This window comes from Halosimplex yunnanense (assembly GCF_054504345.1).
Genome location: NZ_JBTJEL010000033.1, coordinates 265,921 through 289,146, shown reverse-complemented (window position 1 = coordinate 289,146; position 23,226 = coordinate 265,921). Strand labels below are relative to the sequence as shown.

Genomic DNA, 23,226 nt, shown 5'->3' with positions numbered 1-23,226 from the left:
CAATGGCAACTAACGAGACCCGCTCCGAGACGAGCCGCTACGACGAACTCGAGATCGCAAACGGGGACGTCGTCATCTACGACGTCGACAACCACCGGGCGTGGATCCAGTCGGACGAGACCGTAACAGGCGACGAGATGGCCTGAAGACCTGCAGCGCGGGGGTCCGTGGACGAGATTCGCGGGCCATCGCGGCCCGCCGGGATCACTGTTTTTGCGGGGGCGACCGTCGGGTCGGTACATGGCGCTCCCCTTCGACCCCGCGGACCTGACCAGCGGGGACATCGGCGAGAAGCGCGCAACGCTGGAGATGGACCACGAGGCGGCTATCGAACACGTCCGCTCGGCCTTCGAGGCCGCGGGCTTTGGCTTCCCCGCGGAGTTCGCTCCGTCCGAACTCCTGAACGAGAAGGTCGACGCCGATCGCGACCCCTACTACTACCTCGGCGCGTGCAACCCAGCGATGGCCGACCGCGCGCTCGACGCCTCCGGCGGTCGGATCGGCGGGCTGTTCCCCTGCGGCGTCGTCATCTGGGAAGAAGAACCGGGCGTCCAGACCGTCTATCACGTCTCGATCATGCGCATCGCGCGCCTGAGCGGGATGGCACCGGACTCCGAAGAGTGGAGGGACATCGTCGCCGAGACCGGCGAGATGGTCGACGAGGCGTGGGCGAACCTCGACGCGAGCGAGTGAGTAAGTGAGCGCTGCCCGAGGATTGCCCCCTCGTTTTCCGCGAGCGCGTCGCAGCCAGTGGACGATTACCGGGACGCGTCTGCGCCGGTATCGCCGTCGTCAGTGGAGGCGTCGTCCCCTCTGTCTTCCTCGCCGGTCTTCGTCGCCGCATCGGTGGGTCGGGTAGTGTCCGCGTCGGTCGTCCCGGCCGAATCGCCGTCGTCGCCCATCTGTGCCTGCAGGCGGGCGATCTCGGTTTCGAGTTCGCGGATGCGGTCGTCGTAGTCGCCGCGCGAGCGGAGCCACGCCGCCCCGAAGAGGAGGATGAGCAGGACCGGTAGGCCGAACATCAGGAGGCCGATCAGGAGGATGACGATGAGTTCGACGCCACCGGGCATCCCGAACTGGAGGAGCATACCACCGAGTACGGCCGACCGGCCGAAAACGATTGGGTCCGCTCAGAAGTCGGCGATGGAGGTCTGCAGGCCGGCGACGAGGTTCGACTTCCTGCGGAGGTGACCCAGCCCGATGGGGAGCTGGTCGAGCAGGCCGTTCAGTGCCGCGTGGAAGCTCTCGGCGACGCCGTGTTCGCCCTCGAAGGCGTGGCGGACGCCCTCGCGGACCTGCCAGACGCCGACCGGCGCCCAGTACTCGTCGGTCACCTCACGGAGGACGAGCGCCTTGGCCTGCCGGTCGCGTTCGCGGAGGTGTTCGAGGACCGCGAGCCGGGAGGCGTAGTACGCGCCGGCGGTCTCCTCGACGTAGCCGGTGCGGCCCTCCCAGCCCTCGTAGGCGCTGGCGAGGTAGTACTCGGAGGCGGCGGGGTTCCAGACGCTCTCGGGGGCCTTCATCTCGACGAGTTCGAACTCCCACTGGCCGGGCGCGAGGATCACCCAGTAGCGGTTGCCCATGTACTCGTTCGTCCAGACGGAAACCTCGTCGACGGTGTCGCTGTGCTGGAGCCCGCCGCGCAGGTACTTCCCGACGGTGTCGTCGACGGCGGTGATCGACCACCGCGTCGGGACGAGTTTCCGCTCGCGGCCCTGGCCGAGCGCCCCCGCCGAGAGGATGGTGTTGATGTCGTAGACGTCGAACCCGCGGCGGTAGAGATAGGTCATCGCCCCCTCGGCCGCCCAGTCGTCGTCCTCCAGCGTCTTCTCGACCGGGCGGGGGACGTGTGGGTTCTCGGCGAGGTCGGCGTTTGTCGCGCGGGCGCGCGGCCCCGTCGGCGTCGACACGTCGTCGAGGCTCAGGTCGATGTCCGGGGTACCGTCGAGGCCGACCTCCACGTCGACGGGGTGGTCGGCGATGGCTACCTCTCGCTGGGTGCCGACGAAGCCGTCCCACACGTCGTTGACGTCGACCTTCGCCGAGCGCGTGGAGTTGAGCATCCCCGTCCGCCGCTGGAGCACGTCGTCGATCTGGTAGCCCTGCTGGTACCACTCGCCGCTGGTCGCGAAGTCGGCGGCGTCGGCGTCGCCGGCCATCGGCGAGAGGACGCCCGTCGACACGTCGGGGTAGCCCGAGCGGCCGACGAACACCTCCGGCGCCGTCGAGCCGAACATGGAGTCGCCCTGGACGGCCTGCTGGAACTCCCGCTCGACGTCGTCGAGGTACTCGGTGATCTCGTAGGACTTCTCCTCGGCCAGGCGGCGCTTCTCGGCCGCCTCGTCGCGCTGGAAGTCCTCGATGAAGTCGTCGAGGCGCATGCCCGCCATTGGTCCCCACGTACTGGACCCAGCGGCTTGAATCAGTCGGTGGCGTCACGTGGTTTGGCACCCGCGATGGCGTCGTCGGCCGCGCGCTCCTCGGTCACGCGGTCGGCGACGTCGCCGGGAACGATCCCGTGGCGGGCCAGCCGCCGCTCGATCGAGGGGTGGGCGGCGGTGAGCCGCTCCAGTCGGGTGCGCCGCTTCCCGAAAGGTGCCTCGCCCGCGACGGCGTCGTCGTCGGCGCCCACTGACCCGACGGCGTACAGCCCGGTACAGAACGCCGTCGCGCCGACGTGCCCGACGGCCACGTCGTCGGCGTGGCACTCTTCGACCCGGCTCGCGCGGGCCGCCAGCGCCTGCACGAGGACGACGACGCCGACGCTCGCCACGACGTAGACGACGGCGTTGATGCCGTTCGTGCGGGCGACGCCGGCGACGAGGAACGTCCCGCCGGCGAGCATCGCGACCTGTGGCGGGACGTGCCGGAGCGCGACCACCCAGAACGCCGCGAGGCCGACGACGTGGGTGACGGCCACGCGGACCGGCATCCGCCGGAGGTGGCCCAGCGCGACGTGGGCCAGCTCGTGGGCGACGACGCCCCGGAGCGCCGCCTCGTCGAGGCGGTCGAGCAGCGCCGACGAGACGATGAGGACCGTCCGGTCGCCGTCGCCGAGGACGTTCACCCCGCCCGGGCTCTCGGGGTCGACCACGACTCGCGGCGCGTCCACGCCGAACGACGCGGCCACCTCGGCGACGATCCGGCGGAGGCGCGGCGGCGGTTCGTCAGCCCACTCGACCCCGCGGAAGATGCCGTCGGTGACGAAGCCGCTGACGGCGTACTCCAGCCCGAAGCCGGCGATGGCGACCGCTGCGACGCCCGAAAGCGGCATTCCCGTCGCGTAACAGGCCGTGAGCGCGAGGGCGAGCGCCGCGAAGAAGGCCGCGTCGACCAGCCGGTACGCCGCCGGGAGCCCAGCGAGACGGTCGAGTCTGAGCGTGAGCGACACGAGAGACGAGCGGCAGTTGGGTCTCCCCGGACAAAAACCGTCGCCCGACGCCCGTCGAGTCGGTACGCGTGACCTACCCGAGCCCGATCACTTCGATCTGTTCCTGATAGCGATTCCGGATAGTGACCTCTGTCACCTGCGCGACGTCGGCGATCTCTCGCTGGGTCTTCTTCTCGTTGCAGAGCAGCGACGCGGCGTAGATGGCGGCCGCGGCGTACCCGGTCGGCGACTTGCCCGAGAGCAGGCCCTGCTCGGTGGTCCGATCGATGATCTCGTTGGCTCTCGTCTGGACTTCCTCGGTGACGTCGAGTTCCGAGCAAAAGCGCGGGACGTACCGCTTGGGGTCGACCGGCTCCATCTCGAGTCCGAGTTCCGTCGAGACGTAGCGGTAGGTGCGGCCGATCTCCGTCCGGTCGACGCGGGAGACGTCGGCGATCTCCTCCAGGCTTCGGGGAAGCCCCTGTTTGCGACAGGCGGCGTAGAGGCAGGCAGTGGCGACGCCTTCGATGGACCGGCCACGAATGAGGTCTTCGTCAAGCGCACGGCGGTAGACGACGGACGCCAGTTCGCGGACCGACCGTGGGATGCCCAGGGCGGAGGCCATCCGGTCGATCTCCGAGAGCGCGAACTGGAGGTTGCGCTCGCCGGCGTCCTTCGTCCGGATGCGCTCCTGCCACTTGCGTAGCCGGTGCATCTGACTGCGTTTGCGGGAGGAGATGGTACGGCCGTAGGCGTCCTCGTTCCGCCAGTCGATGGTCGTAGTCAGTCCCTTGTCGTGCATCGTCTGCGTCGTGGGCGCGCCCACGCGCGACTTCTCCTCGCGTTCGCTGTGGGTGAACGCCCGCCACTCCGGCCCCGGATCGATAGCCCCCTCCTCGACCACCAGCCCGCAGTCGTCACAGATCAGCTCCCCGCGGTCCGCGCTCGTGACCAACTGCTCCGACCCGCAGTCCGGACACGCCCGCTCGGCGCGTTCGTCTTCGCTCTCGGTCGTGCGCTCGCGTTTGCGTTCCCGCTGGTGGCTGGTGCCTGTCATCGCAACCCCGTGCTAGTCGATGCCACGGCTTAAACTCTCGGTTATATATCTTTTGCTTACTCCGTGATTTGCCGGTAGATGGTACGCACCTGCTAGCCGTCGGGCAGGTGTGGGGCGGGCAGGATCCAAATCCATTTGACCGGGCGCGGGCGACCACCGGACGATGCCGACAGTCGAGTGCGACGTCGACGCGGCCCGCTCGCGCCTCGAAGACGCGGGTGTGGCGATCAGGGAGGGCAACACCGACCACGAGCGCTGGCGCGCCGAGCGCGGCGACGCCACGGCGGTCGCCTACGACGACAAGGTCGTGATCCAGGGGGCCAAGCCCGCGGAACTGGAAGGGTTGATCCGCGAAGGCGGGGGGCGCGCGCACGTGTACTTCGACGGTGCCTGCCGGGGCAATCCCGGCCCGTCGTCCGTTGGCTGGGTCATCGTCAGCGGCGACGGGATCGTCGCCGAGGGCGGCCACACCATCGGCCGCGCCACCAACAACCAGGCGGAGTACGAGGCGCTCATCGAGGGGTTGCGCGTCGCCCGCGACTACGGGTTCGACGAGGTCGACGTCCGCGGCGACTCCGAACTCATCGTCAAGCAAGTTCGCGGCGAGTGGGACACGAACGACCCCGACCTGCGGGAGTACCGGGTCACCGTCCACGAACTGCTGCGGAACTTCGAGACGTGGTCGCTGGAGCACGTTCCGCGGGAGATAAACGACCGCGCCGACGAACTGGCGAACGAAGCGCTCGACGAGGCCTGACCCGTGCCTGCCGAGCGAGACATCCACCATGCCTGACGAGACACCGGACCCCAGCGAAGCGCCAGACGTACTGGCCGAGGACGACGAACCCGAGGACCTCCCGCCCGAGCCGGTCGTCGAGGAGGCCGAACGGCTCACGAAACTCGCCAGAGAGGCCGTCGTCGACGAGGAAGCCGCGGCCTATCGCTCGGACCGCGACGAGCGGCTGGCCGAACACGATTACACCGCGCGCGTCCGCGAGGACGAGACCCGCGACGTACTCGTCCTCCACCCCGAGGAGTGGATCGAGGACGGCCAGATCCGGACCGACCGCATCGAGAACGTCGACCGCGGGATCGAAGTGCCGCTCTCCGGTCCCGGCGAGGGCGACGACTGGGAAGAGATCGACGAGTACAATCGCGAGATCGTCGCGGACGTGCGCGCGGAACGCGGCGACGACCACGCCGCGAACGTGGCGACGCTGGCCGACTTCATGGGCAACCACTACGCGAAGCCGATCCACGACGCGACGGCCGCGGAGCTAGCGGAGTTCCTGAACGATTACTATCCGCGCAACGCATGGCCGACTCCCGAGCAACGAGCGGTCGTCGAAAAATCGGTGGTGGCCGCGTTCGAAGTGGCGGACGAGCGCTGTCCGCTCGAAGAGTGAGTTACTCCTGAACGGCGTCGACGAGTTCGCGCAGGTCGTCGGCGCGGTCCTCGCTCGTGACGAGCTTCGAGAACTCCCAGGAGAGCTGGTCGAGAACCGTCTCGTAGCCCTCGTCGGTCAGCGCGTACTGGTTCGTCCGCTTGTCGAGTTCGCTCTTCTCGACCAGCCCCATCTCGACGAGGTCGTCGAGGTTGGGGTACAGGCGGCCGTGGTTGACTTCGTCGTCGTAGTACTCCTCGAGTTCACGTTTGATAGCGAGGCCGTAGCGCGGCTCTTCGCCGAGAATAACGAGGATGTTCTGCTGGAACGCGGTGAGTTCACGTGCGATCCCGGGCGTGTCAGTTACCGATTGTGCCTCTGACATGGTTAGTGGAATGTCATCTGGCTATTTAACACTTGTTAACTTTCTTCCGTTATTGCCCGGATTTATAAGCGGCTGGCGGGAGTTTCGTTTCTGATATCACCGAGTGATAACGTGACGATCACCATGAGATCGTCCGAGGGATCCGGGACAGGAGGTCGCCGCTGAGGCGCGTCGAGACCGAGGTCGAAAGGATTTTGGCGCCGCCAAGAGGACTCGCGGATGATGTCCAATCTCTGGGAAGACCTCGAGACGGGGCCGAACCCGCCCGAGGAGATCTACGCAGTCGTCGAGTGCCTGAAAGGCGAGCGCAACAAGTACGAGTACGACAAGGATATCCCCGGCGTCGTCCTCGACCGCGTGCTTCACTCGAACGTCCACTACCCCTCCGACTACGGTTTCATCCCGCAGTCGTACTACGACGACGAGGACCCCTTCGACGTGCTCGTGCTCGTCGAGGACCAGACGTTCCCCGGCTGCGTCATCGAGGCCCGTCCGGTCGCACTGATGAAAATGGACGACGACGGCGAGCAGGACGACAAGGTTATCGCCGTCCCCAGCGAGGACCCGCGCTACGACCACATCGAGGATCTGGAAGACATCCCCCAGCAGCAACTCGACGAAATCGACGAGTTCTTCGCGACCTACAAGAACCTCGAGGAAGGCAAGGAAGTCGAGACGCTGGGCTGGGAGGACAAGCAGTCCGCCTACGACGCCATCGAGCACGCCCAGGACCTCTACGAGGAAGAGTTCCAGTAGACCTGCCACGGAACCGTCCAACTGCACCGCGACACAACGCAGTAGTTTCTTCGCCTACCCGGCCGCCGTCATTTTCCGCGACGGCAGCCGGTCCGCGACGGTCACCGAACTCGGCCAGCGACCGCTCCAGTAAACGGTCAGGGTCGGCGTAAATCGTTCACGCGAATTCACGGATTCCTTGAACGGTTTAATCGCGGGACTGTGGCGGGTTCTGAACCGTTATGAACTCGCCTGAAGCGGAGCGAAACGACGTACGACGTCGACCCCCTATATTGCCTACTCGTCCGTAGGCACACTCGTCCGAGGTGACACAGATGCAAGACAGCGACTCACCCTCCGCCGCCGCACTGCGCGAACAGATATCCGCCGTCTCCGAGCGGTTCATCGCCGTCGAGGTCGACGGCGAGACCGTGGTCTTCGACACGACCGAACCCGACAGCTGGATCCTCACCGACAACGCCGTCGACCCCGAACGGATGCGCTGAGGCCGGCTTCCCGCTCGGACGCTCGCGCAGCGGTCCCTGCTCGTGGCCCTCGCGCCGGTGGTCCCCGCGTCGAGGCTCCCAGCCGTTCGTCTGACCGCTGGCCGACGGCCACGGTCGCTGGTTGACGACCGTGGTAGCCGGTCGATCGCCACGGCCTGTGCAACGGCAACCGATTCCCGTCTCGGTATTCCTCACGTGCATTACGTTCGCGGCAGCCCATAAATTATGAGCATGGGTAATTACTTGAGTGGCGACGCCGTATATTCTCGTGTATGGCAACCAGGAACCCGTCCACGGGGATGGCCCACCTGACGGTCGTCCCGGAGAACTTCGATCCAGCAGCGGACGACGAGTCGTCGCCCGGTGAGGACGGCGACGAGCGGGTGGACAGCGGTGAGTCGATGGATCGCGGCGAACCGGCCGGCAGCGCCCGGTAGCGGCGGGTCGATGACTGGCCGAGGACGGTGCGTCTGCGGGAAGTATCACTGGTCCGTTCGGTACGGACGCGACGCCCGGCGGCGTCACTGACGGCCCCCCAGCCTGTCCGGGAGAAGAAAGTTCTTGTGCCCCACCGCGGTAACCCGGAGTATGGGACTGTTCGACCGTATCCGCGGCGGCGACGACGAGCCGCGGGTCGCTTTCTTCGGTATCGACGGCGTGCCGTATAGCCTCATCGCCGACCACAGGGAGGAGTTCCCGAACCTCGCCCGACTCATCGACGAGGGGTCGGCGGGTGCCATCGACAGCATCGTCCCTCCCGAATCCTCCGCCTGCTGGCCGGCGCTCACGTCGGGGAAAAACCCCGGCGAGACCGGCGTCTACGGTTTCCAGGACCGCGAGGTCGGCTCCTACGACACGTACGTCCCGATGCGCCGCGACGTCCAGACCAAGCGGGTCTGGGACCGCGTCCACGAGGCCGGCCGCGACGCCACCGTGATGAACGTCGTCACCACGTTCCCGCCCCAGCGCGACGTCCAGCGGATGGTCTCCGGGTTCCTCTCCCCGGGCGTCGACAAGGCGGCCTATCCCGACGACTTCCGCGACTACCTCGACGAGATCGGCTACCGTATCGACACCAACGCCAGCCTCGGCCACAAGGACAAGGGCGAGTTCATGGAGGACGCCCACGCGACCATCAACGCCCGCCACGAGGCGTTCAAACACTACATCGAGGAGGACGACTGGGACCTCTTTTTCGGCGTCTACATGACGACCGACCGGGTCAACCACTTCCTCTTCCGCGACTACGCCGAGAACGGCGAGTACAGCGAGGAGTTCATGGACTTTTACCGCAAGGTCGACGAGTACCTCGGCGAGCTCCGCGAGCTGCTGCCCGACGACGTGACGATGATGGTCGCCTCCGACCACGGGTTCACGTCGCTGGACTACGAGGTCAACTGCAACGCGTGGCTCCGCGAGAACGGCTGGCTCTCCTACGGCGACGACGATGACTACGTCTTCCAGGTCGGCGAGTGGCTCCGCGAGGGCGGCCACGTCGACGTCGACCCCAGCTACGCCGGTGACGTCGACGAACTCGTCGACGTCTCCACGCTGAACATCGACTTCGAGGACGGAACGCTGGTGGCCGACTCCGAGGAGGCCCGCGACGAGGCCATCGCCGCGCTCGAAGACGCCGGCCCCGCCGTCGTCGAATCGGGGGTCGACTCCGCGACGGTCGTCGACGTCGCCGACGTCGAGACCGAGTCCGCCGACGAGACCTACCACATCGAGGTCGACCTCGTCCGCGCCGAGGGCGAAGCCTACGTCGACGGCGACACCGTCGTCGCGCTCACCGAGGCGGTCCGCGACCGCGTCGTCGAGGACCTGACCGGAGTCACGCCGAAGTCGATGGGCGTCGACAAGGCCGACACGACCGAACTGATCGACGGCGTCGATGTCGAGGACACCGACGAGGGCTTCGAGATCGCCGTCACGCCGGCCGACGGCGTCGCGCTGGGGACCGACTTCGGTGAGGAGACGGACGTGCTGGAGTACACCCACACGGAACTGCCGGACATCGCCGATGACGCGCAGGTCTACTCGCTCATCCCCGGGCGCTTCTACCTCAACCTCGAAGGGCGCGAACCCCGCGGGAGCGTCCCCGAAGAGGACTACGAGGAAGTCCGCGCCGAGCTGAAAGCCGAACTCGAAGCGATGGAAGGGCCGAACGGCGAGCCAGTCGCCGACCGCGTCGTCACCAAAGAGGACGCCTTCCGCGGCGACCACGACGACATCGCTCCGGACCTGACCATCGTCCCCAACCACGGCTTCGACCTGAAGGCCGGGTTCAAGGGTCGCAAGGACCCCTTCGTGGAGTTCGCGGCCCGCAACGGCATGCACAGCTTCGACAACGCGACGCTGCTGATCGACGACGAGGAAGCCCGCCTGTCCGACGTCGACCTGTTCGACATCGCGCCGACCATCCTCGAGTTGATGGACGTCGACTACGAGCGCGGCGAGTTCGACGGCTCCTCGCTGGTCTGATCGGCCGGCGTCGCCGTTCTCACGTAGCCTTTCGTCTTCGCCCCGTTCTCCCATCCAGTCGCCACTCTGGTCCGCGGCCCGCCCAAAGCGGTACGACCACAGCGTCACGACTCCTGCGCGTACTCGCCGACCCCGTTCGTGGGGTATTTTATATGTCTCATCGTAGGTGCCCCTTCGCTGTCCCGTGATTTTCAGAAGTCGGGAACACGCTCCCGTTTATATGTCCACTCGCCCGCAAGCTGCACATGTGAGGTGACGACCATGGCAACCAACACGGCGAACCCCCTCGACGAGGAGTTCGCGTTCGACATCGGCGGGCCGGTCGCAACGTACTGGGTCGCGATACTCAGGGTCATTACCGGCTGGTGGTTCTTCCACGCGGGCATGACGAAGATTATCGAGAACGGTTTCGCCTACACCGGTGGACCGGGCTACCTGAAGGGCATGACCGGGACGGCGCTCGGTCCGCTCCCGGTCTGGATGGGCAACAATCTCGCGTGGCTCATCGAGCCGGGCGTCCCCCTGTTCGAGACGCTCATCGGCCTCGGGATCATGTTCGGCGCCCTGACCCGGCTGGCTGCCTTCGGCGGGGCGTTCTTCATGACCCTGTTCTGGGTCGGGAACGCCGGCTACGGCCACGGGCTCGTGACGGGCGACTTCATGGGCCTGCTGCTCATGATCACGATGGCCGCGCTGGCCGCAGGCCGGTACTACGGCCTCGACGCCATCGTCGAGCGGACGCGGTTCGTCGAACAGCGCCCGAAGCTCAAGTACCTGCTCGGCTGACGAGGTGACCACCAATGCAACACACCACCACGAACGCGATCGACAGGGCGGCGATGGCGCTCGGCGGCGGCCTCGTGCTACTCGGGGTCGTCGTCCTGGGTCTCGTCGAAACGCTCGCGGGCCCGCCCTACGGAGCGGCGCCAGCGACCAACGACGCCGGTGAGGTGATCGCCACCCCGCTGGTCGACCCGAACCTCAGGACCGGGCTGGTCATCGCCGGCCTGCTCGTCCTGCTGGTCTGGCAGCTCTACCGCATGGCCGCGGTGCCGGGCGGCGAGACCGACGACCAGCGGGTCGACGTGACCGCCGACTGACCACCCAGTCGCGCTCACCCGGTGACTGCCCGCCGACCGACCACCGCCACTGACTGCCCCCGTTCGCCTCTTTTCCGCGGCGTTTCCGCCTCTCAGACGCGCTCTCCCGATCCCCAGCCCGACACTTCTCCCCGGTCAGACGCACGTCTGACGGGTTGTTTTGGTCTCTGGTAGTGAAGGACGCGTATGGCAAGCCTGACGGAAGTGTACGAGGGGCACGTACGGACGGTGACGACCTCTCGTCGGTTCTACGCCGGGGCGAGTCTCTTCGAGGTCGGCGCGGCGATGGTCGTCGGGAGCATCGCCGTCGCGACGACCACGGCCGGGGCATCGCTCGGACTCGACCAGATCGCCGCGCGTAGCCTCGCGGGGACGCTCGCCGGCCTCGGGCTCCCGGCGACGTTCCTCGGCGTCTTCGCCGTCCTCCCCTCGGGGCGGACGACCCGCGCCGCCGCAGTCATCGGCGCGAGCGTCAGCGTCCTCGGCGTCGCGCTGTTCCGCGTCGCCTACCCCGACCGGTGGTTCGGCGCCGGCGACCCGCTCGCGATCGCGACCGTCGTGGTCTACTTCCTCGGCGCGATGATCACGCTGTCGTGCCTGTTCGCCGGCCTCGCCACGTTCAAGACCCGCAACGACCCCGGCGGCACCGCGCGCATGGAGATCACCGAATCCGGCAACGTCCGACTCGTCGAGGACGCCGAACCGGCCGGCGGCCTCGGTAGCGTCGGCTTCTTCGGGACGGACCCGCAGGGCGAGGTCCGGACCCAGACCAACCGCGACGAGTCGCCCCCGACCGAGGAATCCCCCAGCGCGCAGGGCGCGGAGATCCTCTCGGGCCCGGGCGAGAGTCCCGCACCGACCGCCGACGGCGGGTCCGCCACCGTCGACGACCGCACCGACGCCGAGTTCATCGAGACCGCCAGCCAGCGGGGCCGCCCGGACACCTACTGCGGCAACTGCGCGCACTTCGAGTACGTCAAGGTCGACGAGAAGATCACGCCCTACTGCGGCCTCCACGACGAACTCATGGAGGACATGGACGCCTGCGACCAGTGGAGCGAGGCCGAGTAAGCCGCCACCGTTCACACCCGCGAATCCGGACACTTTTCAATGAGCGGTCGTGTACGGCGGGTATGAAGTTCTGCGACGAATGCGGTTCGATGATGAAGACCGAGGGGGACGCCTGGGTATGTGGCAGCTGTGGCTACGAAGAGGCCCGCGACGCCGAGGAAGAGGCCCAGACCGCCGTCACCACCCAGGGACAGGAAGAGACCGAGGTCATCGACACCTCGGACGTCAGCGCCGAGGACATGGGTCCGACGACCGACGCCCTCTGTCCCGAGTGCGGCAACGACCGCGCCTTCTGGGAGATGAAACAGATCCGCGCGGCCGACGAGAGCGAGACGCGCTTTTTCACCTGCACCGAGTGCGAGCACAAGTGGCGCGAAGACGACCACTGAGCTGGCGCCACTCGACGCAAGCGATTGCTGTATCACCGTCGGAAGTCACCGCTTTGTCACTCTCGAGTCCACGACAGCGTCGAGAAACACCTGAGAGAAAAGGGTGAACGTTGCTCGTCCGCCGTCGGCTCAGACCCGCCGGGCGAAGGTGAGATAGCCGGTGTGGCCGACGCCGGCCGTCGAGGGCCGGGACCCCCGGTCGTCGAAGTCCATCTCGCGCTGGATGGTCTCCAGCGTCTCCACCTCGGCCAGACCCACGTCGTGGGCGGCCGAGACGACTTCGCGCGTGTGCTCGACGAACGGCGAGTAGACGGCGACGTAGCCGCCATCCCGGAGCAGGTTTGGCGTCCGCTCGACCATCGTCGGCGCGTCCTCGGTGTCGAGGGTCACCACGTCGTAGCGGTCGAGGTCGCCGAGCTGGTCGGTCACGTCGCCCGTCCGCACGTCCACGCGGTCGGCGACGCCCGCCAACTCCATGTTCTCTCGTGCCACGTCGGCGAACTCGGGATTCTGCTCGAAGGTGGTCACCGTCGCGCCGCAGCGGCCGAGGTACGCCGACAGCACGCCCGTCCCCGTCCCCGCGTCGAGGACGTGGTCGGCCGACGAGACGCCGGTGTGGCCGACGATGAGCCCGATGTCGCGCGGCATCATCGGCGCGCCCGTCCGCTCGAAGTGGTTGAACAGATCCGGCCCGCGGAGCTTCCGCGCCGTGAACGGCTCGCCGATGTGCGTCTCGACGACCTCGCCCGGTTCGACGTCGCCGGGCACTTCCAGCACGCCCAGATCGCACTCTAAGGTCTCGCCCGGCGCGAGCAGGTACTCGCGTCCCTCCGCTTCGTGGACGAACAGCAGGCTCACTCTAACCGCTCGATGGCCGCCGCTAGGTCGCCGTTCGTCTCCTCGAGCGCCTCGCGCGCCTCGTCCTCGCCGACGCCCGCGCGGGTCGCGACCAGTTCGACGTCCTCGTCCGGGATCTCGGCGGCCCCGCTGTCGCTCTCGCTCTCCTCGATAGCGGGCTCGTCGCTGCCGCCCTCGCCGGCGGCGCGGGATTCCGGCTCGCCGACGATGGTATAGGTCTGCTGGCCCTGCGCGTCCATGCGCTGGACGTCGGGCTTGGTGAAGACGAGTTCCTCGTCGGGGGTCCGGATGATGACCTCCTCGGCGTCGAGGTCCTGCATGTCGATACCCATCTGCTTCATCATCTGCTGCATCTTGCGGTCGTTCATGCCGCCGCCTCCTGGGAACATACCCCCACGTCCGGCCCCCTGAGCAAAAAGCCTGACCAACCATCTTTTTCCCGTCCGGGTTTCCTCGCGCGCCGAAGGCGCGCTGCGGGGAACCCGGGCGACAAAAACATGGGTGAAAACACCGGGAGAGCAAGCTCTCTCGAGCTGCTCAAAATCGCAGATTTTTGGCATGACGAGACGGCTTTGCCGTCTCGAACCACCTCGTTCGCTCCCCTCACGAGGAAGGCCGCTCGCGCTCCGCGCGAGCGGTGAACCGGCGCCGAAGGCGCCGGATGCTATCGCCACAGCTACCGCACAAACTACAGTGGCGCGCGCTGTCGAGCGTGCCCGCCTCGTGGCGGGCCGCTCGACGGCATCGTGCGAGGGATGAGTGACCGCAGGGAGCGAATCGGTTGGGGAGGCGTGTGGCCGTCCGCGGTGCTGTGTCGGGCAGTTGCTGTCCTGGCGGACTGAAAGGGCGAGGCGGGCTCGCGTTCATTTAGTCGCCTGAGCGGGCACTATCCGCGCGGGCGGTGCCGAGAGCGCGGATATCCCGCCTCAGCGACCGCGAGCGCGTCGAGGGCTTTCATCGCTTACTGATTCACGCGGTAGCAATTCGCAGCGAGCCCGCCGAGGGCTTTCGACTCTCGGTGTACTCTGCGGTAGCGGTGCCGAGTGCTTCTAGCGCGCGCGTCGAGGGCTTCCGACACTTGACGGTCCCTGCGGGTACCGCTGCCCGGATTCGAGTCGAGCTTCAGGTGACCGAAAGAACTGCTCGATCCGCACTCTCGCTCTCACGTCCCGCCGTCGGCGCCGTCCCTCACGAAAACAGCCATCCCGGTCTCGAAGTCGAGCATCCCCTCGCCGCTCAGTTCCGCGCGACCGACGGCGAGCACTTCTCCGCGCTCGTGCGTGAGGACGACTTCGTCGCCCGGTCGAATCGCGTCGTCGGCCTCGCTGACGAACTTGGCGAAGGCGTTCCGACCGTCGCGGACGAACGGCTCGCTCTCGTCGCCGACGACGACCTGATAGCTGCCGTCGGGGAGCGAGTCGTAGAGCCGCCGTCCGCCGTCGACGCCGAGCGTGAATCGCCCGTCGGTGGCGTAGGTGACGAGCCGGCCGTCCTCGCCGATGACCTGTCGCGGGCGCCCGGAACTCGTGTGGGTCACTTCCGGGTCGCCGTCGAACAGCGCCTCGCCGGCGCCGCTGCCCCACTGGTAGTCGGCCACCCGCGTCAGCATCGCCCTGTCGCGCTCGTCCATCGCTCCCTCGTTCGATACGCCCCGCCTTGTATCTGTCTCACCCGGGAGCCGCCGCGGCGAACGGATAGTGCTATACGATAACGCACGCCATAACATCCGACATATATCATGATTGATCGTCTCCGTGTGACGGGGTTTCAGGAGAATTTATACGAATCGATTACCAAAATGGGGGTATGTCAGAGACGGATACACGGAAAGTCGCGTTCGGTCTGGTGCTGCTGGCGGTCAGCACGGTCCTCATCTTCGGTCCCGGAACGCTCGGCGTCGCCGTCCCGCTCGCCGTGATCACCGCGGGGACGCTCGGCCTCGCCGCCGGCGCGCTCCTCGTCGGTACCTCTTCGAGCGGTCGTCCGGTCTAAACTGCCGATACCGCGCCCCATCAGAGGCGTCGCGCGGCTCCGTTCTCTCTATCTCGGAATATCGCTCCCCCGAAGCGGCGGCTCTCCGAATCGATATCGGTCCGAACGACTGACGCTGAAGACGCCGCTTCGATCTACCCGGGGAGCGGCTGTATCGACGGCGAAAACCGGTTCAGAGGAGGTAGCGGTCGGTGTCTTCGCTCATGTCCGTGAAGTGGTCGGCGGCGGCGATCAGGTCCTCGGAGGTCGACTCCTGGAAGGCCATGACCTCCGTGCGGACGCCCTCGTGGCGCAGGTGCGAACACAGTCGCGAGAAGTCGCCGTCCCCGGTGGCGAGGACGACGGTGTCGACGTGGTTGGCGAGCGTCACGGCGTCGAGGCTCATCCCCACGTCCCAGTCGGCCTTCTTCGAGCCGTCGCCGAAGGTCTTGATGTCCTTGATCCTGGTCTCGAAACCGATGTCGACCAGCGCATCGAAAAAGGACTCTTCCTCGGGCGAGTCGGCGCGGATGACGTAGGCGACGGCGCGGGTCAACTGGCGGCCGGCGACCGCCTCGTCGAGCAGCGACGAGTAATCGATGTTGCGAGTGTAGAGACTGCGGGCCGTGTGATAGAGGTTCTGCGCGTCGGCGAGGACCGCGACGCGCTGTCCCGGATGGACGTTTTCCATGCGTTTGGCTGGACCGGCCGCCCGGATAGCTCTTTGGCTCTCCGTCAGGTCCAGGACCTGAGACAGGCCAGCGAGCAGAACGGCAGGTCAACGGTCGCCTGCTCGCCGCCGTCCGTGCGGGCTCTCACGTCGCCCTCGCCAGAGCCGGCCGCGTCTCCGTTGCGGTCGTCCGCGTCCTCGCCCCGGTCGACGTGTGCCCGAAGCGTGTACGCCGGTGCCCCGTCCTCCCGACAGTTCGCGCACTGCATACCTCCATCGACGTCCCGACCATCTATTGTTATACGCCGTATAAAACCCCTCACGCCCCAGATTTCGCCTCACCGGTAGCCCCTATCGACGACCACCGACCGCCCAGTCGAATGTCCCCGCTTTTAAGCGCGGCAGGGCCGAATCGCCGGTATGACTCGACAGGCCCTGTTCATCGGCGGCACCCGCTTTATCGGCCGCCACGCGGTCCGGGAGTTCCGCGACGCCGGCTACGACGTCACGCTGTTCCACCGCGGCGAACACGACAGCCCGTTCGCCGACGACGAGGGCGTCGACCACGTCCACGGCGACCGCACCGACGACGGTGACCTCGTCGACGCCGCAGCCGTCGACCCCGACGTCGTCGTCGACCTGGTGGCGTACAAACCGCGCGACGTGCGCAGCGCCACGCGAATCTTCGACGACGTCGACGCCTACGTCTACGTCTCCAGCGGCTCCGCCTACGGCGACGAGGACGTCCCCAAGCGCGAGGGCGAGACGGCGCTCGAACCCTGCACCGACGAGCAAGCGACCGACGACTCCCACGAGACCTACGGCGCCCGGAAGGCCGAGGGCGACCGCGCGGTCTTCGCCGCGGCCGAAGACGGCGTCAACGCACTGAGCGTCCGGCCGCCCGTCGTCTACGGCCCCCACGACTACACCCGCCGGTTCGACTACTGGGTCCAGCGGGTCGCCAACTACGACCGCGTGCTCGTCCCCGGCGACGGCACGAACCTCTGGCACCGCGTCAGCGTCGAGAACGTCGCGCGCACCCTCCGCGTCGTCGCCGAGGAAGGCCAGCCCGGCGAGGCATACAACGCCGGCGACTGGACGCTCCAGACGCTCCGGGAGACGATCGAGACCGTTGCCGACGCGCTCGACACCGACGTCGAGCTAGTCACCGCCGGCGAGCGCGAACTCGCGACGGGCGGACTGGAACCGGACGACTTCCCGCTCTACCGCGACCCGCCGCACGTCCTCGATACGAACAAGCTTCGCCGGCTCGGTTGGGAGCCCGTTGCGCCGGAGGACGCTATCGCTGAGACCGTCGAGGCGTCCCCGGAACGGGAAGCCGACGAAGCGCAGGAAGGGCCGGATCGGGAGTCAGAGGAGCGAGTACTGGGCGTGCTCGACACCGTCTGAGGCACCGACGAGATCCAGCTTCGAGTTTACATGGCCTGGGCTGCCCACACGGTGATCAGCGCGCTCCCCAGCATCTGGTCGACCACCGCGAACGACAGGTACGCCACCGCCGGCGTGACCAGCGATTCGGTGCGGTCGTAGGCGTAGGCCGCGAGGCCGAGGACGGCGACCTCCAGGCCGTTATAGACCAGTTCTAGCGGCGTGCTGGCCCCGTTGACGGTCCACACGGCGGCGAGCGCGAGCGCGAGTACCGGCGGGAGAACTGCCAGCCACCGGAGCGAGGACCCCTTCAGGAAGTTCGTCGCGTACGCGACCGCTGCGAGCGCGGCGACGAACAGAACTGCCATGGCGACGCCCTCCTCGGAGAACGTGAACCACAGCGGCCGCTCCCGGAAGCCGAGCAGTGCGGGTTCCCGGAGCAGGACCCCGACCACGAGCGTCGTCGCCAGAACCGCGATGTCGGCGTCGGCGACCCGGGCGAGCGACTCCTGGACCAGCCCGTGGTACAGCAGCGCCGACACCGCCGCGAGCGCGAGCACTTCCACGGCGAAGCTGGTCGGCAGGAAACCGAACAGCGCGCCCGCTCCGAGGTCGGCAGCCGCGATATCCGCGAGCGACACGTTCGAGGCGGCCAGGGTCGCGGCGCTGAAACCGGCGGCCAGCACTGCCGGAACGGCCGCCGCGAGCGCCACCAGCGGCGCGTCCTCACGGTCAGGCATCGACAGCCCGAGGTCGACCTCGCGGACGGAAGTGTATGCCACCGCGAGCGCGCTGAGACCGCCGACCGCGAGGAGGCTGTAGACGACCGTCTCCAGGCTCCGTCGCTGGCCGTTCGGAAGCGACGAGGCGAGCGTCCGGACCAGATCGAGGACGAGGTTCAGGAGGTTCAGATACGCCTGTGCGACGGCGAGGAGGGCGACTGCGACCGCCAGTTCGACGACGAAGGCGCGTCGGCTGGCGTGTCGCGTGAAGCGGCGACCGGCGCCGGTAATGCCGCCGGCGTTGACACGACTCATACCGTGGCAGTCGCGTCGGCCGTCACAAAAAGGTACTGTCCGGCCTGAGCGGGACGGCCAACTTTTTGCTTCGGCGTGTGAGAGTCGGAGTATGTTCGACAAGTCGACGTGGATTCGGTTGCCGCGGAACGTGGTGGTGGGCCACGGCGTCCTCGACGACACCGTGGCGGCCGTCGACGACCTCCACCTCGCCGGCGACCCGCTGATCGTCACCAGCCCGACGCCCGCGGAGATCGCCGGCGAGCGGGTCGTCGACGAGTTCGCCGCCGCCGGGTTCGACCCGCAGGTGGTCCGCATCGAACGGGCGACCTTCGCCGCGGTCGAAGACGTGATCGACGTCGCCGCCGACGAGAGCGTGGGCTACCTCGTCGGCGTCGGCGGCGGCAAGGTCATCGACGTGACGAAGATGGCCGCCGAAGACGTCGACAAGGGCTTCGTCTCCGTCCCCACCGCCGCCAGCCACGACGGCATCGTCTCCGGACGCGCGTCCATTCCCGAGGGCGACACCCGCCACAGCGTCGCCGCCGAACCACCCCTCGCGGTCGTCGCCGACACGGAGATCCTCGCCGACGCGCCGTGGGAACTCACTACCGCTGGCTGTGCCGACATCATCTCAAACTTCACCGCCGTCCGCGACTGGGAGCTGGCCCACCGGCTGAAGAACGTCGAGTACCACGAGTACGCCGGCGCGCTCTCGCGGATGACCGCCGAGATGCTCGTCGAGAACGCCGACTCGATCCGGCCCGAACTGGAGGAGTCGGCGTGGATCGTCACGAAGGCGCTGGTCTCCTCGGGCGTCGCGATGTCCATCGCCGGCTCCTCGCGGCCGGCCTCGGGCGCCGAACACCTCTTCTCCCACCAGCTCGACCGCATCGCGCCCGAGCCCGCGCTCCACGGTCATCAGGTCGGCGTCGGCTCTATCGTGACCGAGTACCTCCACTCGGGGCCGAAGGGCCAGTGGCGGGACATCCGCGACGCGCTCGCGAGCATCGACGCGCCGACGACGGCCGACGAACTCGGCATCGACGGCGAGACCGTGATCGAGGCGCTGACGACCGCCCACGAGATCCGCGACCGTTACACCATCCTCGGTGACGGCGTGAGCGAGGAGGCCGCCCGCGAGGCCGTCCGCGTGACCGGCGTCGTCTGAGGGAAGCGAAAGAAGAGCGTCTCTTCTCACTCTATCGAGTAGGCGTCGAGTTCGGAGACGGCGTGGCGGTAGGCAAACCGACCGACCGCGAGCGCCGCGAGGACGGTCACGCCGACCCCGCCGAGTAGCGTCACGGGATCGATCCGTCCGGAGAGCGCGACCATGCCGAGCGAGCCGAAGCCGGGGGCCGCGACGGCGACCATCCCGAGCGTGTAGGCGGCCGAGGCGGACTTGTTGGGGATCTTGACGCTGCCGCCGAGCAGCCCCTCGGCGCCCGGCGGGTAGTGAACGCCGAGCGCGAGCGAGAGCAGCGGTGCGAGCACGACCAGCGAGACGGCGAACGCGCCGACGGCGGCGACGACCAGCGGCGACAGCGGGCCCACGCCGAGCGCGACGCCCAGCGCCGACCCGGCGACCAGCGGCATCGCCGGGAAGACGACCGCAAGCGCCTTCGACTGGACGACCGTCTCGCTGGAGATCCCGGCCGTGAGCAGCCCGGGGAGCGCGTCGCCCTCGGTGCCGAGCGGGTTGAGCGTGAACCCGCTGCCGGCGGCGAGCGACCCGGCGAACGCGACGACCGGGGGGTACATCGCCGCCGAGAACGGGCCGCTGTAGACCAGCTGCTCGCCCATGACGAGCCCGACGAAGACCCCGGGGTAGACGTACCAGAGCGTCTTCGGCGTGCGCTTGGTACGGCGCCACGTCACCTCGACGAGCGTCGCCGTCGGCCGCGGAACGACCGACGCGAGCAGGTCGCGGATCGGCGTCTCGGTGACGGTGTCCGCGGCGTTCCCCTCCTCGACCGCGTTCGTCGGCCGGTCGCCGTACCACACGGCTTCGGCGAGACGCACTGACGTCGAGAGCGCGAGACCGACGAACGCGAGCGAGGCCACGAGGAATCCGCCGGCGAGCGCGGGCGAGGCGCCCGAGCCCGGGACGGTCACCAGCAGGAGGTCGCCGGCCCACGAGAGCGGGGTCGCCGAGAGGACGTGGCTGACGTACTCGCGAGTGAACAGGACGAGGTAGAACAGGCCGAGCATGCCGACGCCGAGGCCGAAGCGGGCGTTCTTCGAGAAGTCCTGTCCGTCGAGAAACCACCGCGCGGCGAAGCCGACGGGCGAGGTCACCACGCCGGCGACGACGAACAGCCAGAGGCTGCCGGCGGCCAGCGAGACGGCGGCGGCGGGGTCGCCGACACCGACGGCGAAGGTGACGCCGGCAGTCAGTGCGGCCGGCCAGAACAGTGCCGTCCAGACGGCGGTCTGTCGGGCGACGCTCCCGAGGACGACCGCGCGCGTGCTCGTTGCAGTCAGGAAGGCGACGTAGCGGTCCTTGAACTCGCTGTTGCCGCCGGCGGCGCCGAGCACGCCCATCAGCGAGAGGAGGACCAGCCCCGACAGCGCCGCGGTCCGCACCTGCTCGACGGGGCCGGCGGTGTCGCCGCGGGCGAACTGCCGCCCGAGGTCGTAGGCGCCCGGGCCGACCAGGCCGGACAGCTGGAGCGCGAAGAAGGTCGGGATGAGGAGGAAAAACGCCGTCATCCGCGGCGATTCGCGGACCTTCCGGTAGGTCTGTCGGAGCGCAGTCTTCGTGACGACGGCGGCCGGCCGCACGGTCCTCATGGTCGTTCTCGCAGGCGGGCGGCGGGGTCGGAATCGGTCGTCAGCTCGACGAAGGCGTCCTCCAGCGTCTCGCCGTCGAGATCGGATTTGAGCCGGTCGGGGTCGTCCTCGGCCAGTAACTCGCCGTCGTAGAGGAGGCCGACGACGTCGGCGAGTTCGTCGACGACCGGCAGGGCGTGCGTCGAGAGGAAGACGGCGGTCCCGGCGTCGCGGAGCTCGGCGAGGACCGACTTGAGCGTCCGCGCGGCGTTGGGGTCGAGGCCGCTCGTCGGCTCGTCGAGGAAGACCACGTCCGGCTCGTGGACGATGGCCTGGACGACGCTCGTCTTCTGTTTCATCCCTTTCGAGTACGTCTCGATGCGGTCGTCGGCCGCGTCGAGGCCGAACCGGTCGAACAGCGCCGAGACGTGCTCGCGGGTCGCGTCGGGGTCGAGGCCGCGGACGTCGGCGATTGCCGACAGCTGCTCGCGGGCAGTGAGCTTCTCGTAGAGCGGCGGCGTGTCGGGGACGTAGCCGATGCGTTCGCCGAGCCGGTCGCGCTCACGGACGTCGATACCGGCGACGGTGGCGCTCCCCTCGGTGGGCCTGGTCAGCCCGGTCAGCATACGCATCGTCGTCGTCTTGCCGGCGCCGTTGGGGCCGAGAAAGCCGTAGATGGTCCCGGCCTCGACGGTCAGGTCCAGCCCCTCGACGGCGGCGACCGACCCGTACCGCTTCGTGAGCCCGTCGGTCTCGATGGCTGCCACTACGGACGTTTTGGACCCAGCGCAGTGCTAAGTGTTCCGGTGACGGCGGGCCGTTCGGCCGTGGCGTCGCGGCGTCCGGTCGGCTGTGGAGTCGTCATATCGAGGCAGGCGGAGGATCGCCGCCCCGGGTCGGCCGCGGGCCGCGCGTCCCAGTCAGTGCGACGGGACGGCCGACTCGGGGAGCGTCGACTGCCAGCGGACGTCGTCGGGGACGGCCTCGCCCGCTTCGCCGCCGTCGACCGCCACCGCTTCGGTGTCGGTTTCGGCCGTGAAGACCGCTATCAGCCGGTAGACCGGGGGGCGGTCCGGGTCGCTCTCGTCGCGGACGCCGAGGATCGTCACCCGCGAGAGATCGGTGAGCGAGCAGTCGATACCGGTCCGGTCGCGGACCGCCCGCTCGGTGCCGGCGGTGACGCGTTCGCTCGGTCGCGGTTCGCCGTGCGGGACGACCCAGTCGCCGTCGTCATCGACCAGCAGCACGTCGTCGCGCTCGTTGTACAACTGGACGTACGAGTCGACGATGCCCCGATCGCAACGCTCGCTGGCGCGCTCGTACGCCTCGCGGGACACCGCGAGCGTCGTCTGGTTCACCGGGAACCCGTCGTAGTCCTCCTGCAGTGTCACCAGCCGCGACTCTACCCGGTCCCGGGAACCCTCGGCCACGGACATTGTCCGCATCTGCGCGTACTCCCCAATAAACCCGTCTGTTCGTTCGAGCCGCGCCAGTCGCTCACTCGCTCGCCGGAAACGGCCGCTCGGCGACCTCTTCGTACAGGACTGCGTCCGGACAGGTCTCGAACCAGCCCACCTCGGCGATCTCGCCCTCGCGGGCACGCGGCTCCCCGTCCTCGTAGACTCCGTCGAAGATCACGATGAGGCTCGCGAGCGCCGGCCGGTCGGGGTCGGTCTCGTCGACGAGCTCGAGGACGTGTGTTTCGCGGACGCCCGTGATCCGACAGGTGACTCCCGTCTCCTCGCGCACCTCCCGGCGGGCCGCTTCCGCGAAGGTCTCGCCGGCCTCGCGCTTGCCGCCGGGGTCGCCCCATCCCGCGTCGCCCTCGTTGCGGACCAGCAGGACGTCGCCGCGGTCGTTCGTGATCCAGACGCCTCCACCGCCGTTCGCGCCCGCCACGATCCGGTCGCGGTCGCGCTCGTAGACCGCCGGCGAGCAGTCCCAGTGCTTCTCGACGCGCTCGAACGCGTCGTATCGCTCCCGCAGATCCGCGAGCCAGCCGTCGACGCGCTCGCGGGACAGCGCCGCGAGATCCGACTCCGCCAGTTCCTCCGAGTCCTCGCCCATC

The 23,226-nt window shown here is 68.2% G+C and carries 29 protein-coding genes and 2 pseudogenes; 16 read left to right on the top strand and 15 right to left on the bottom strand.

The window, feature by feature from the left end:
* Positions 1 to 2 precede the first annotated feature (2 nt).
* Both AB2U09_RS10245 and AB2U09_RS10240 read left to right on the top strand, forming a co-directional pair.
* Positions 3 to 146: a DUF7331 family protein gene (locus tag AB2U09_RS10245; protein ID WP_436909352.1), complete on the top strand. Its 144-nt coding sequence runs from the start codon at positions 3 to 5 to the stop codon at positions 144 to 146.
* Between the two features lie 94 nt (positions 147 to 240).
* The gene (locus AB2U09_RS10240; RefSeq protein WP_459192614.1) at positions 241 to 693 is read left to right on the top strand and encodes a DUF302 domain-containing protein; all 453 of its coding nucleotides are present in this window, start codon (positions 241 to 243) and stop codon (positions 691 to 693) included.
* A 65-nt stretch (positions 694 to 758) separates the two neighbouring features.
* Here AB2U09_RS10240 and AB2U09_RS10235 read toward each other — a convergent pair whose 3' ends face one another.
* The 4 genes from AB2U09_RS10235 to AB2U09_RS10220 all read right to left on the bottom strand — a co-directional run bounded on the left by AB2U09_RS10235 (position 759) and on the right by AB2U09_RS10220 (position 4,427).
* Positions 759 to 1,088, bottom strand: coding sequence for a hypothetical protein (locus AB2U09_RS10235; RefSeq protein WP_459192613.1), 330 nt, complete (start codon positions 1,086 to 1,088; stop codon positions 759 to 761).
* Positions 1,089 to 1,130: 42 nt separating this feature from the next.
* Entirely contained in the window at positions 1,131 to 2,381 is a 1,251-nt protein-coding gene (gene nreA / locus AB2U09_RS10230) for a DNA repair protein NreA (RefSeq protein WP_459192825.1), read from the bottom strand.
* A gap of 41 nt (positions 2,382 to 2,422) precedes the next feature.
* A complete protein-coding gene (locus tag AB2U09_RS10225) occupies positions 2,423 to 3,391 on the bottom strand; it encodes a M48 family metallopeptidase (RefSeq protein ID WP_459192612.1) in 969 nt (322 codons plus the stop codon).
* Between the two features lie 73 nt (positions 3,392 to 3,464).
* Positions 3,465 to 4,427 (bottom strand): transcription initiation factor IIB, encoded by a 963-nt coding sequence (locus tag AB2U09_RS10220; RefSeq protein ID WP_459192611.1) that lies wholly within the window; start codon positions 4,425 to 4,427, stop codon positions 3,465 to 3,467.
* 163 nt (positions 4,428 to 4,590) lie between these two features.
* Between AB2U09_RS10220 and rnhA the strand changes: the two genes are divergently transcribed.
* Both rnhA and AB2U09_RS10210 read left to right on the top strand, forming a co-directional pair.
* Positions 4,591 to 5,184 carry a ribonuclease HI gene (gene rnhA / locus AB2U09_RS10215; RefSeq protein WP_459192610.1) on the top strand — a complete coding sequence of 198 codons (594 nt, stop codon included), beginning with the start codon at positions 4,591 to 4,593 and terminating at the stop codon, positions 5,182 to 5,184.
* Positions 5,185 to 5,212: 28 nt separating this feature from the next.
* Positions 5,213 to 5,833: a DUF7108 family protein gene (locus AB2U09_RS10210; protein WP_459192609.1), complete on the top strand. Its 621-nt coding sequence runs from the start codon at positions 5,213 to 5,215 to the stop codon at positions 5,831 to 5,833.
* A gap of 1 nt (position 5,834) precedes the next feature.
* Here the strand turns inward: AB2U09_RS10210 and AB2U09_RS10205 are convergent, their stop codons facing one another.
* Positions 5,835 to 6,197 (bottom strand): PadR family transcriptional regulator, encoded by a 363-nt coding sequence (locus tag AB2U09_RS10205; RefSeq protein ID WP_459192608.1) that lies wholly within the window; start codon positions 6,195 to 6,197, stop codon positions 5,835 to 5,837.
* 222 nt (positions 6,198 to 6,419) lie between these two features.
* Here AB2U09_RS10205 and AB2U09_RS10200 point away from each other — a divergent pair, with 222 nt between their 5' ends.
* The 9 genes and pseudogenes from AB2U09_RS10200 to AB2U09_RS10160 all read left to right on the top strand — a co-directional run bounded on the left by AB2U09_RS10200 (position 6,420) and on the right by AB2U09_RS10160 (position 12,482).
* A complete protein-coding gene (locus tag AB2U09_RS10200; RefSeq protein ID WP_415380939.1) occupies positions 6,420 to 6,953 on the top strand; it encodes an inorganic diphosphatase in 534 nt (177 codons plus the stop codon).
* A 314-nt stretch (positions 6,954 to 7,267) separates the two neighbouring features.
* Positions 7,268 to 7,438 carry a DUF7331 family protein gene (locus tag AB2U09_RS10195; protein WP_459192607.1) on the top strand — a complete coding sequence of 57 codons (171 nt, stop codon included), beginning with the start codon at positions 7,268 to 7,270 and terminating at the stop codon, positions 7,436 to 7,438.
* Between the two features lie 272 nt (positions 7,439 to 7,710).
* The gene (locus AB2U09_RS10190) at positions 7,711 to 7,875 is read left to right on the top strand and encodes a hypothetical protein (RefSeq protein WP_459192606.1); all 165 of its coding nucleotides are present in this window, start codon (positions 7,711 to 7,713) and stop codon (positions 7,873 to 7,875) included.
* Positions 7,876 to 8,026: 151 nt separating this feature from the next.
* A pseudogene (locus tag AB2U09_RS10185) lies at positions 8,027 to 8,887 on the top strand (alkaline phosphatase family protein); the annotation flags it as partial.
* A 549-nt stretch (positions 8,888 to 9,436) separates the two neighbouring features.
* Positions 9,437 to 9,922, top strand: a pseudogene (locus AB2U09_RS10180) (alkaline phosphatase family protein); the annotation flags it as partial.
* Positions 9,923 to 10,183: 261 nt separating this feature from the next.
* Positions 10,184 to 10,708: a DoxX family protein gene (locus AB2U09_RS10175; RefSeq protein WP_459192605.1), complete on the top strand. Its 525-nt coding sequence runs from the start codon at positions 10,184 to 10,186 to the stop codon at positions 10,706 to 10,708.
* Between the two features lie 14 nt (positions 10,709 to 10,722).
* On the top strand, positions 10,723 to 11,022 hold the full coding sequence (locus AB2U09_RS10170) for a hypothetical protein (protein WP_459192604.1): 300 nt from the start codon (positions 10,723 to 10,725) through the stop codon (positions 11,020 to 11,022).
* A gap of 186 nt (positions 11,023 to 11,208) precedes the next feature.
* Entirely contained in the window at positions 11,209 to 12,093 is an 885-nt protein-coding gene (locus AB2U09_RS10165; protein WP_459192603.1) for a cell division protein CdpA domain-containing protein, read from the top strand.
* Between the two features lie 62 nt (positions 12,094 to 12,155).
* A complete protein-coding gene (locus tag AB2U09_RS10160) occupies positions 12,156 to 12,482 on the top strand; it encodes a transcription factor S (RefSeq protein ID WP_459192602.1) in 327 nt (108 codons plus the stop codon).
* Between the two features lie 129 nt (positions 12,483 to 12,611).
* Here AB2U09_RS10160 and AB2U09_RS10155 read toward each other — a convergent pair whose 3' ends face one another.
* The 3 genes from AB2U09_RS10155 to AB2U09_RS10145 all read right to left on the bottom strand — a co-directional run bounded on the left by AB2U09_RS10155 (position 12,612) and on the right by AB2U09_RS10145 (position 14,970).
* On the bottom strand, positions 12,612 to 13,340 hold the full coding sequence (locus AB2U09_RS10155; protein ID WP_459192601.1) for a methyltransferase domain-containing protein: 729 nt from the start codon (positions 13,338 to 13,340) through the stop codon (positions 12,612 to 12,614).
* On the bottom strand, positions 13,337 to 13,729 hold the full coding sequence (locus AB2U09_RS10150) for a nascent polypeptide-associated complex protein (protein ID WP_459192600.1): 393 nt from the start codon (positions 13,727 to 13,729) through the stop codon (positions 13,337 to 13,339). The genes AB2U09_RS10155 and AB2U09_RS10150 overlap by 4 nt, the downstream gene beginning before the upstream one ends.
* 773 nt (positions 13,730 to 14,502) lie before the next feature.
* Positions 14,503 to 14,970 carry a PUA domain-containing protein gene (locus AB2U09_RS10145; protein WP_459192599.1) on the bottom strand — a complete coding sequence of 156 codons (468 nt, stop codon included), beginning with the start codon at positions 14,968 to 14,970 and terminating at the stop codon, positions 14,503 to 14,505.
* 176 nt (positions 14,971 to 15,146) lie between these two features.
* Here AB2U09_RS10145 and AB2U09_RS10140 point away from each other — a divergent pair, with 176 nt between their 5' ends.
* Positions 15,147 to 15,332: a hypothetical protein gene (locus AB2U09_RS10140; RefSeq protein ID WP_459192598.1), complete on the top strand. Its 186-nt coding sequence runs from the start codon at positions 15,147 to 15,149 to the stop codon at positions 15,330 to 15,332.
* 172 nt (positions 15,333 to 15,504) lie between these two features.
* On the opposite strand, the gene AB2U09_RS10135 is transcribed toward AB2U09_RS10140, so the two are convergent.
* Together AB2U09_RS10135 and AB2U09_RS10130 are read right to left on the bottom strand one after the other, a co-directional pair.
* Complete coding sequence (locus tag AB2U09_RS10135) at positions 15,505 to 16,002, bottom strand: LabA-like NYN domain-containing protein (protein WP_459192597.1); 498 nt, start codon at positions 16,000 to 16,002, stop codon at positions 15,505 to 15,507.
* A 44-nt stretch (positions 16,003 to 16,046) separates the two neighbouring features.
* Complete coding sequence (locus AB2U09_RS10130; RefSeq protein WP_459192596.1) at positions 16,047 to 16,250, bottom strand: hypothetical protein; 204 nt, start codon at positions 16,248 to 16,250, stop codon at positions 16,047 to 16,049.
* Positions 16,251 to 16,401: 151 nt separating this feature from the next.
* Between AB2U09_RS10130 and AB2U09_RS10125 the strand changes: the two genes are divergently transcribed.
* Positions 16,402 to 17,391: an NAD-dependent epimerase/dehydratase family protein gene (locus AB2U09_RS10125; RefSeq protein ID WP_459192595.1), complete on the top strand. Its 990-nt coding sequence runs from the start codon at positions 16,402 to 16,404 to the stop codon at positions 17,389 to 17,391.
* 26 nt (positions 17,392 to 17,417) lie between these two features.
* Here the strand turns inward: AB2U09_RS10125 and AB2U09_RS10120 are convergent, their stop codons facing one another.
* The gene (locus AB2U09_RS10120; RefSeq protein ID WP_459192594.1) at positions 17,418 to 18,407 is read right to left on the bottom strand and encodes a hypothetical protein; all 990 of its coding nucleotides are present in this window, start codon (positions 18,405 to 18,407) and stop codon (positions 17,418 to 17,420) included.
* 91 nt (positions 18,408 to 18,498) lie between these two features.
* Between AB2U09_RS10120 and AB2U09_RS10115 the strand changes: the two genes are divergently transcribed.
* Positions 18,499 to 19,557, top strand: coding sequence for an NAD(P)-dependent glycerol-1-phosphate dehydrogenase (locus AB2U09_RS10115; RefSeq protein ID WP_459192593.1), 1,059 nt, complete (start codon positions 18,499 to 18,501; stop codon positions 19,555 to 19,557).
* 26 nt (positions 19,558 to 19,583) lie between these two features.
* On the opposite strand, the gene AB2U09_RS10110 is transcribed toward AB2U09_RS10115, so the two are convergent.
* The 4 genes from AB2U09_RS10110 to AB2U09_RS10095 form a co-directional block, all read right to left on the bottom strand.
* On the bottom strand, positions 19,584 to 21,179 hold the full coding sequence (locus AB2U09_RS10110) for a hypothetical protein (protein ID WP_459192592.1): 1,596 nt from the start codon (positions 21,177 to 21,179) through the stop codon (positions 19,584 to 19,586).
* Positions 21,176 to 21,925, bottom strand: coding sequence for an ABC transporter ATP-binding protein (locus AB2U09_RS10105; protein ID WP_459192591.1), 750 nt, complete (start codon positions 21,923 to 21,925; stop codon positions 21,176 to 21,178). The genes AB2U09_RS10110 and AB2U09_RS10105 overlap by 4 nt, the downstream gene beginning before the upstream one ends.
* A 153-nt stretch (positions 21,926 to 22,078) precedes the next feature.
* Entirely contained in the window at positions 22,079 to 22,594 is a 516-nt protein-coding gene (locus AB2U09_RS10100; RefSeq protein ID WP_459192590.1) for an NUDIX domain-containing protein, read from the bottom strand.
* A 61-nt stretch (positions 22,595 to 22,655) separates the two neighbouring features.
* Positions 22,656 to 23,225: an NUDIX domain-containing protein gene (locus AB2U09_RS10095; protein ID WP_459192589.1), complete on the bottom strand. Its 570-nt coding sequence runs from the start codon at positions 23,223 to 23,225 to the stop codon at positions 22,656 to 22,658.
* Between the last annotated feature and the right edge of the window lies 1 nt (position 23,226).

What these genes read in the sequence shown, in the direction of transcription:
- AB2U09_RS10245 (WP_436909352.1), top strand. Translation starts at nt 3, where the DNA reads ATGGCAACTAACGAGACCCGCTCCGAGACGAGCCGCTACGACGAACTC.
- AB2U09_RS10240 (WP_459192614.1), top strand. Translation starts at nt 241, where the DNA reads ATGGCGCTCCCCTTCGACCCCGCGGACCTGACCAGCGGGGACATCGGC.
- AB2U09_RS10235 (WP_459192613.1), bottom strand. Translation starts at nt 1,088, where the DNA reads ATGCTCCTCCAGTTCGGGATGCCCGGTGGCGTCGAACTCATCGTCATC.
- nreA (WP_459192825.1), bottom strand. Translation starts at nt 2,381, where the DNA reads ATGCGCCTCGACGACTTCATCGAGGACTTCCAGCGCGACGAGGCGGCC.
- AB2U09_RS10220 (WP_459192611.1), bottom strand. Translation starts at nt 4,427, where the DNA reads ATGACAGGCACCAGCCACCAGCGGGAACGCAAACGCGAGCGCACGACC.
- rnhA (WP_459192610.1), top strand. Translation starts at nt 4,591, where the DNA reads ATGCCGACAGTCGAGTGCGACGTCGACGCGGCCCGCTCGCGCCTCGAA.
- AB2U09_RS10210 (WP_459192609.1), top strand. Translation starts at nt 5,213, where the DNA reads ATGCCTGACGAGACACCGGACCCCAGCGAAGCGCCAGACGTACTGGCC.
- AB2U09_RS10205 (WP_459192608.1), bottom strand. Translation starts at nt 6,197, where the DNA reads ATGTCAGAGGCACAATCGGTAACTGACACGCCCGGGATCGCACGTGAA.
- AB2U09_RS10200 (WP_415380939.1), top strand. Translation starts at nt 6,420, where the DNA reads ATGTCCAATCTCTGGGAAGACCTCGAGACGGGGCCGAACCCGCCCGAG.
- AB2U09_RS10195 (WP_459192607.1), top strand. Translation starts at nt 7,268, where the DNA reads ATGCAAGACAGCGACTCACCCTCCGCCGCCGCACTGCGCGAACAGATA.
- AB2U09_RS10190 (WP_459192606.1), top strand. Translation starts at nt 7,711, where the DNA reads ATGGCAACCAGGAACCCGTCCACGGGGATGGCCCACCTGACGGTCGTC.
- AB2U09_RS10175 (WP_459192605.1), top strand. Translation starts at nt 10,184, where the DNA reads ATGGCAACCAACACGGCGAACCCCCTCGACGAGGAGTTCGCGTTCGAC.
- AB2U09_RS10170 (WP_459192604.1), top strand. Translation starts at nt 10,723, where the DNA reads ATGCAACACACCACCACGAACGCGATCGACAGGGCGGCGATGGCGCTC.
- AB2U09_RS10165 (WP_459192603.1), top strand. Translation starts at nt 11,209, where the DNA reads ATGGCAAGCCTGACGGAAGTGTACGAGGGGCACGTACGGACGGTGACG.
- AB2U09_RS10160 (WP_459192602.1), top strand. Translation starts at nt 12,156, where the DNA reads ATGAAGTTCTGCGACGAATGCGGTTCGATGATGAAGACCGAGGGGGAC.
- AB2U09_RS10150 (WP_459192600.1), bottom strand. Translation starts at nt 13,729, where the DNA reads ATGTTCCCAGGAGGCGGCGGCATGAACGACCGCAAGATGCAGCAGATG.
- AB2U09_RS10145 (WP_459192599.1), bottom strand. Translation starts at nt 14,970, where the DNA reads ATGGACGAGCGCGACAGGGCGATGCTGACGCGGGTGGCCGACTACCAG.
- AB2U09_RS10140 (WP_459192598.1), top strand. Translation starts at nt 15,147, where the DNA reads ATGTCAGAGACGGATACACGGAAAGTCGCGTTCGGTCTGGTGCTGCTG.
- AB2U09_RS10135 (WP_459192597.1), bottom strand. Translation starts at nt 16,002, where the DNA reads ATGGAAAACGTCCATCCGGGACAGCGCGTCGCGGTCCTCGCCGACGCG.
- AB2U09_RS10130 (WP_459192596.1), bottom strand. Translation starts at nt 16,250, where the DNA reads ATGCAGTGCGCGAACTGTCGGGAGGACGGGGCACCGGCGTACACGCTT.
- AB2U09_RS10125 (WP_459192595.1), top strand. Translation starts at nt 16,402, where the DNA reads ATGACTCGACAGGCCCTGTTCATCGGCGGCACCCGCTTTATCGGCCGC.
- AB2U09_RS10120 (WP_459192594.1), bottom strand. Translation starts at nt 18,407, where the DNA reads ATGAGTCGTGTCAACGCCGGCGGCATTACCGGCGCCGGTCGCCGCTTC.
- AB2U09_RS10115 (WP_459192593.1), top strand. Translation starts at nt 18,499, where the DNA reads ATGTTCGACAAGTCGACGTGGATTCGGTTGCCGCGGAACGTGGTGGTG.
- AB2U09_RS10110 (WP_459192592.1), bottom strand. Translation starts at nt 21,179, where the DNA reads ATGAGGACCGTGCGGCCGGCCGCCGTCGTCACGAAGACTGCGCTCCGA.
- AB2U09_RS10100 (WP_459192590.1), bottom strand. Translation starts at nt 22,594, where the DNA reads ATGTCCGTGGCCGAGGGTTCCCGGGACCGGGTAGAGTCGCGGCTGGTG.
- AB2U09_RS10095 (WP_459192589.1), bottom strand. Translation starts at nt 23,225, where the DNA reads ATGGGCGAGGACTCGGAGGAACTGGCGGAGTCGGATCTCGCGGCGCTG.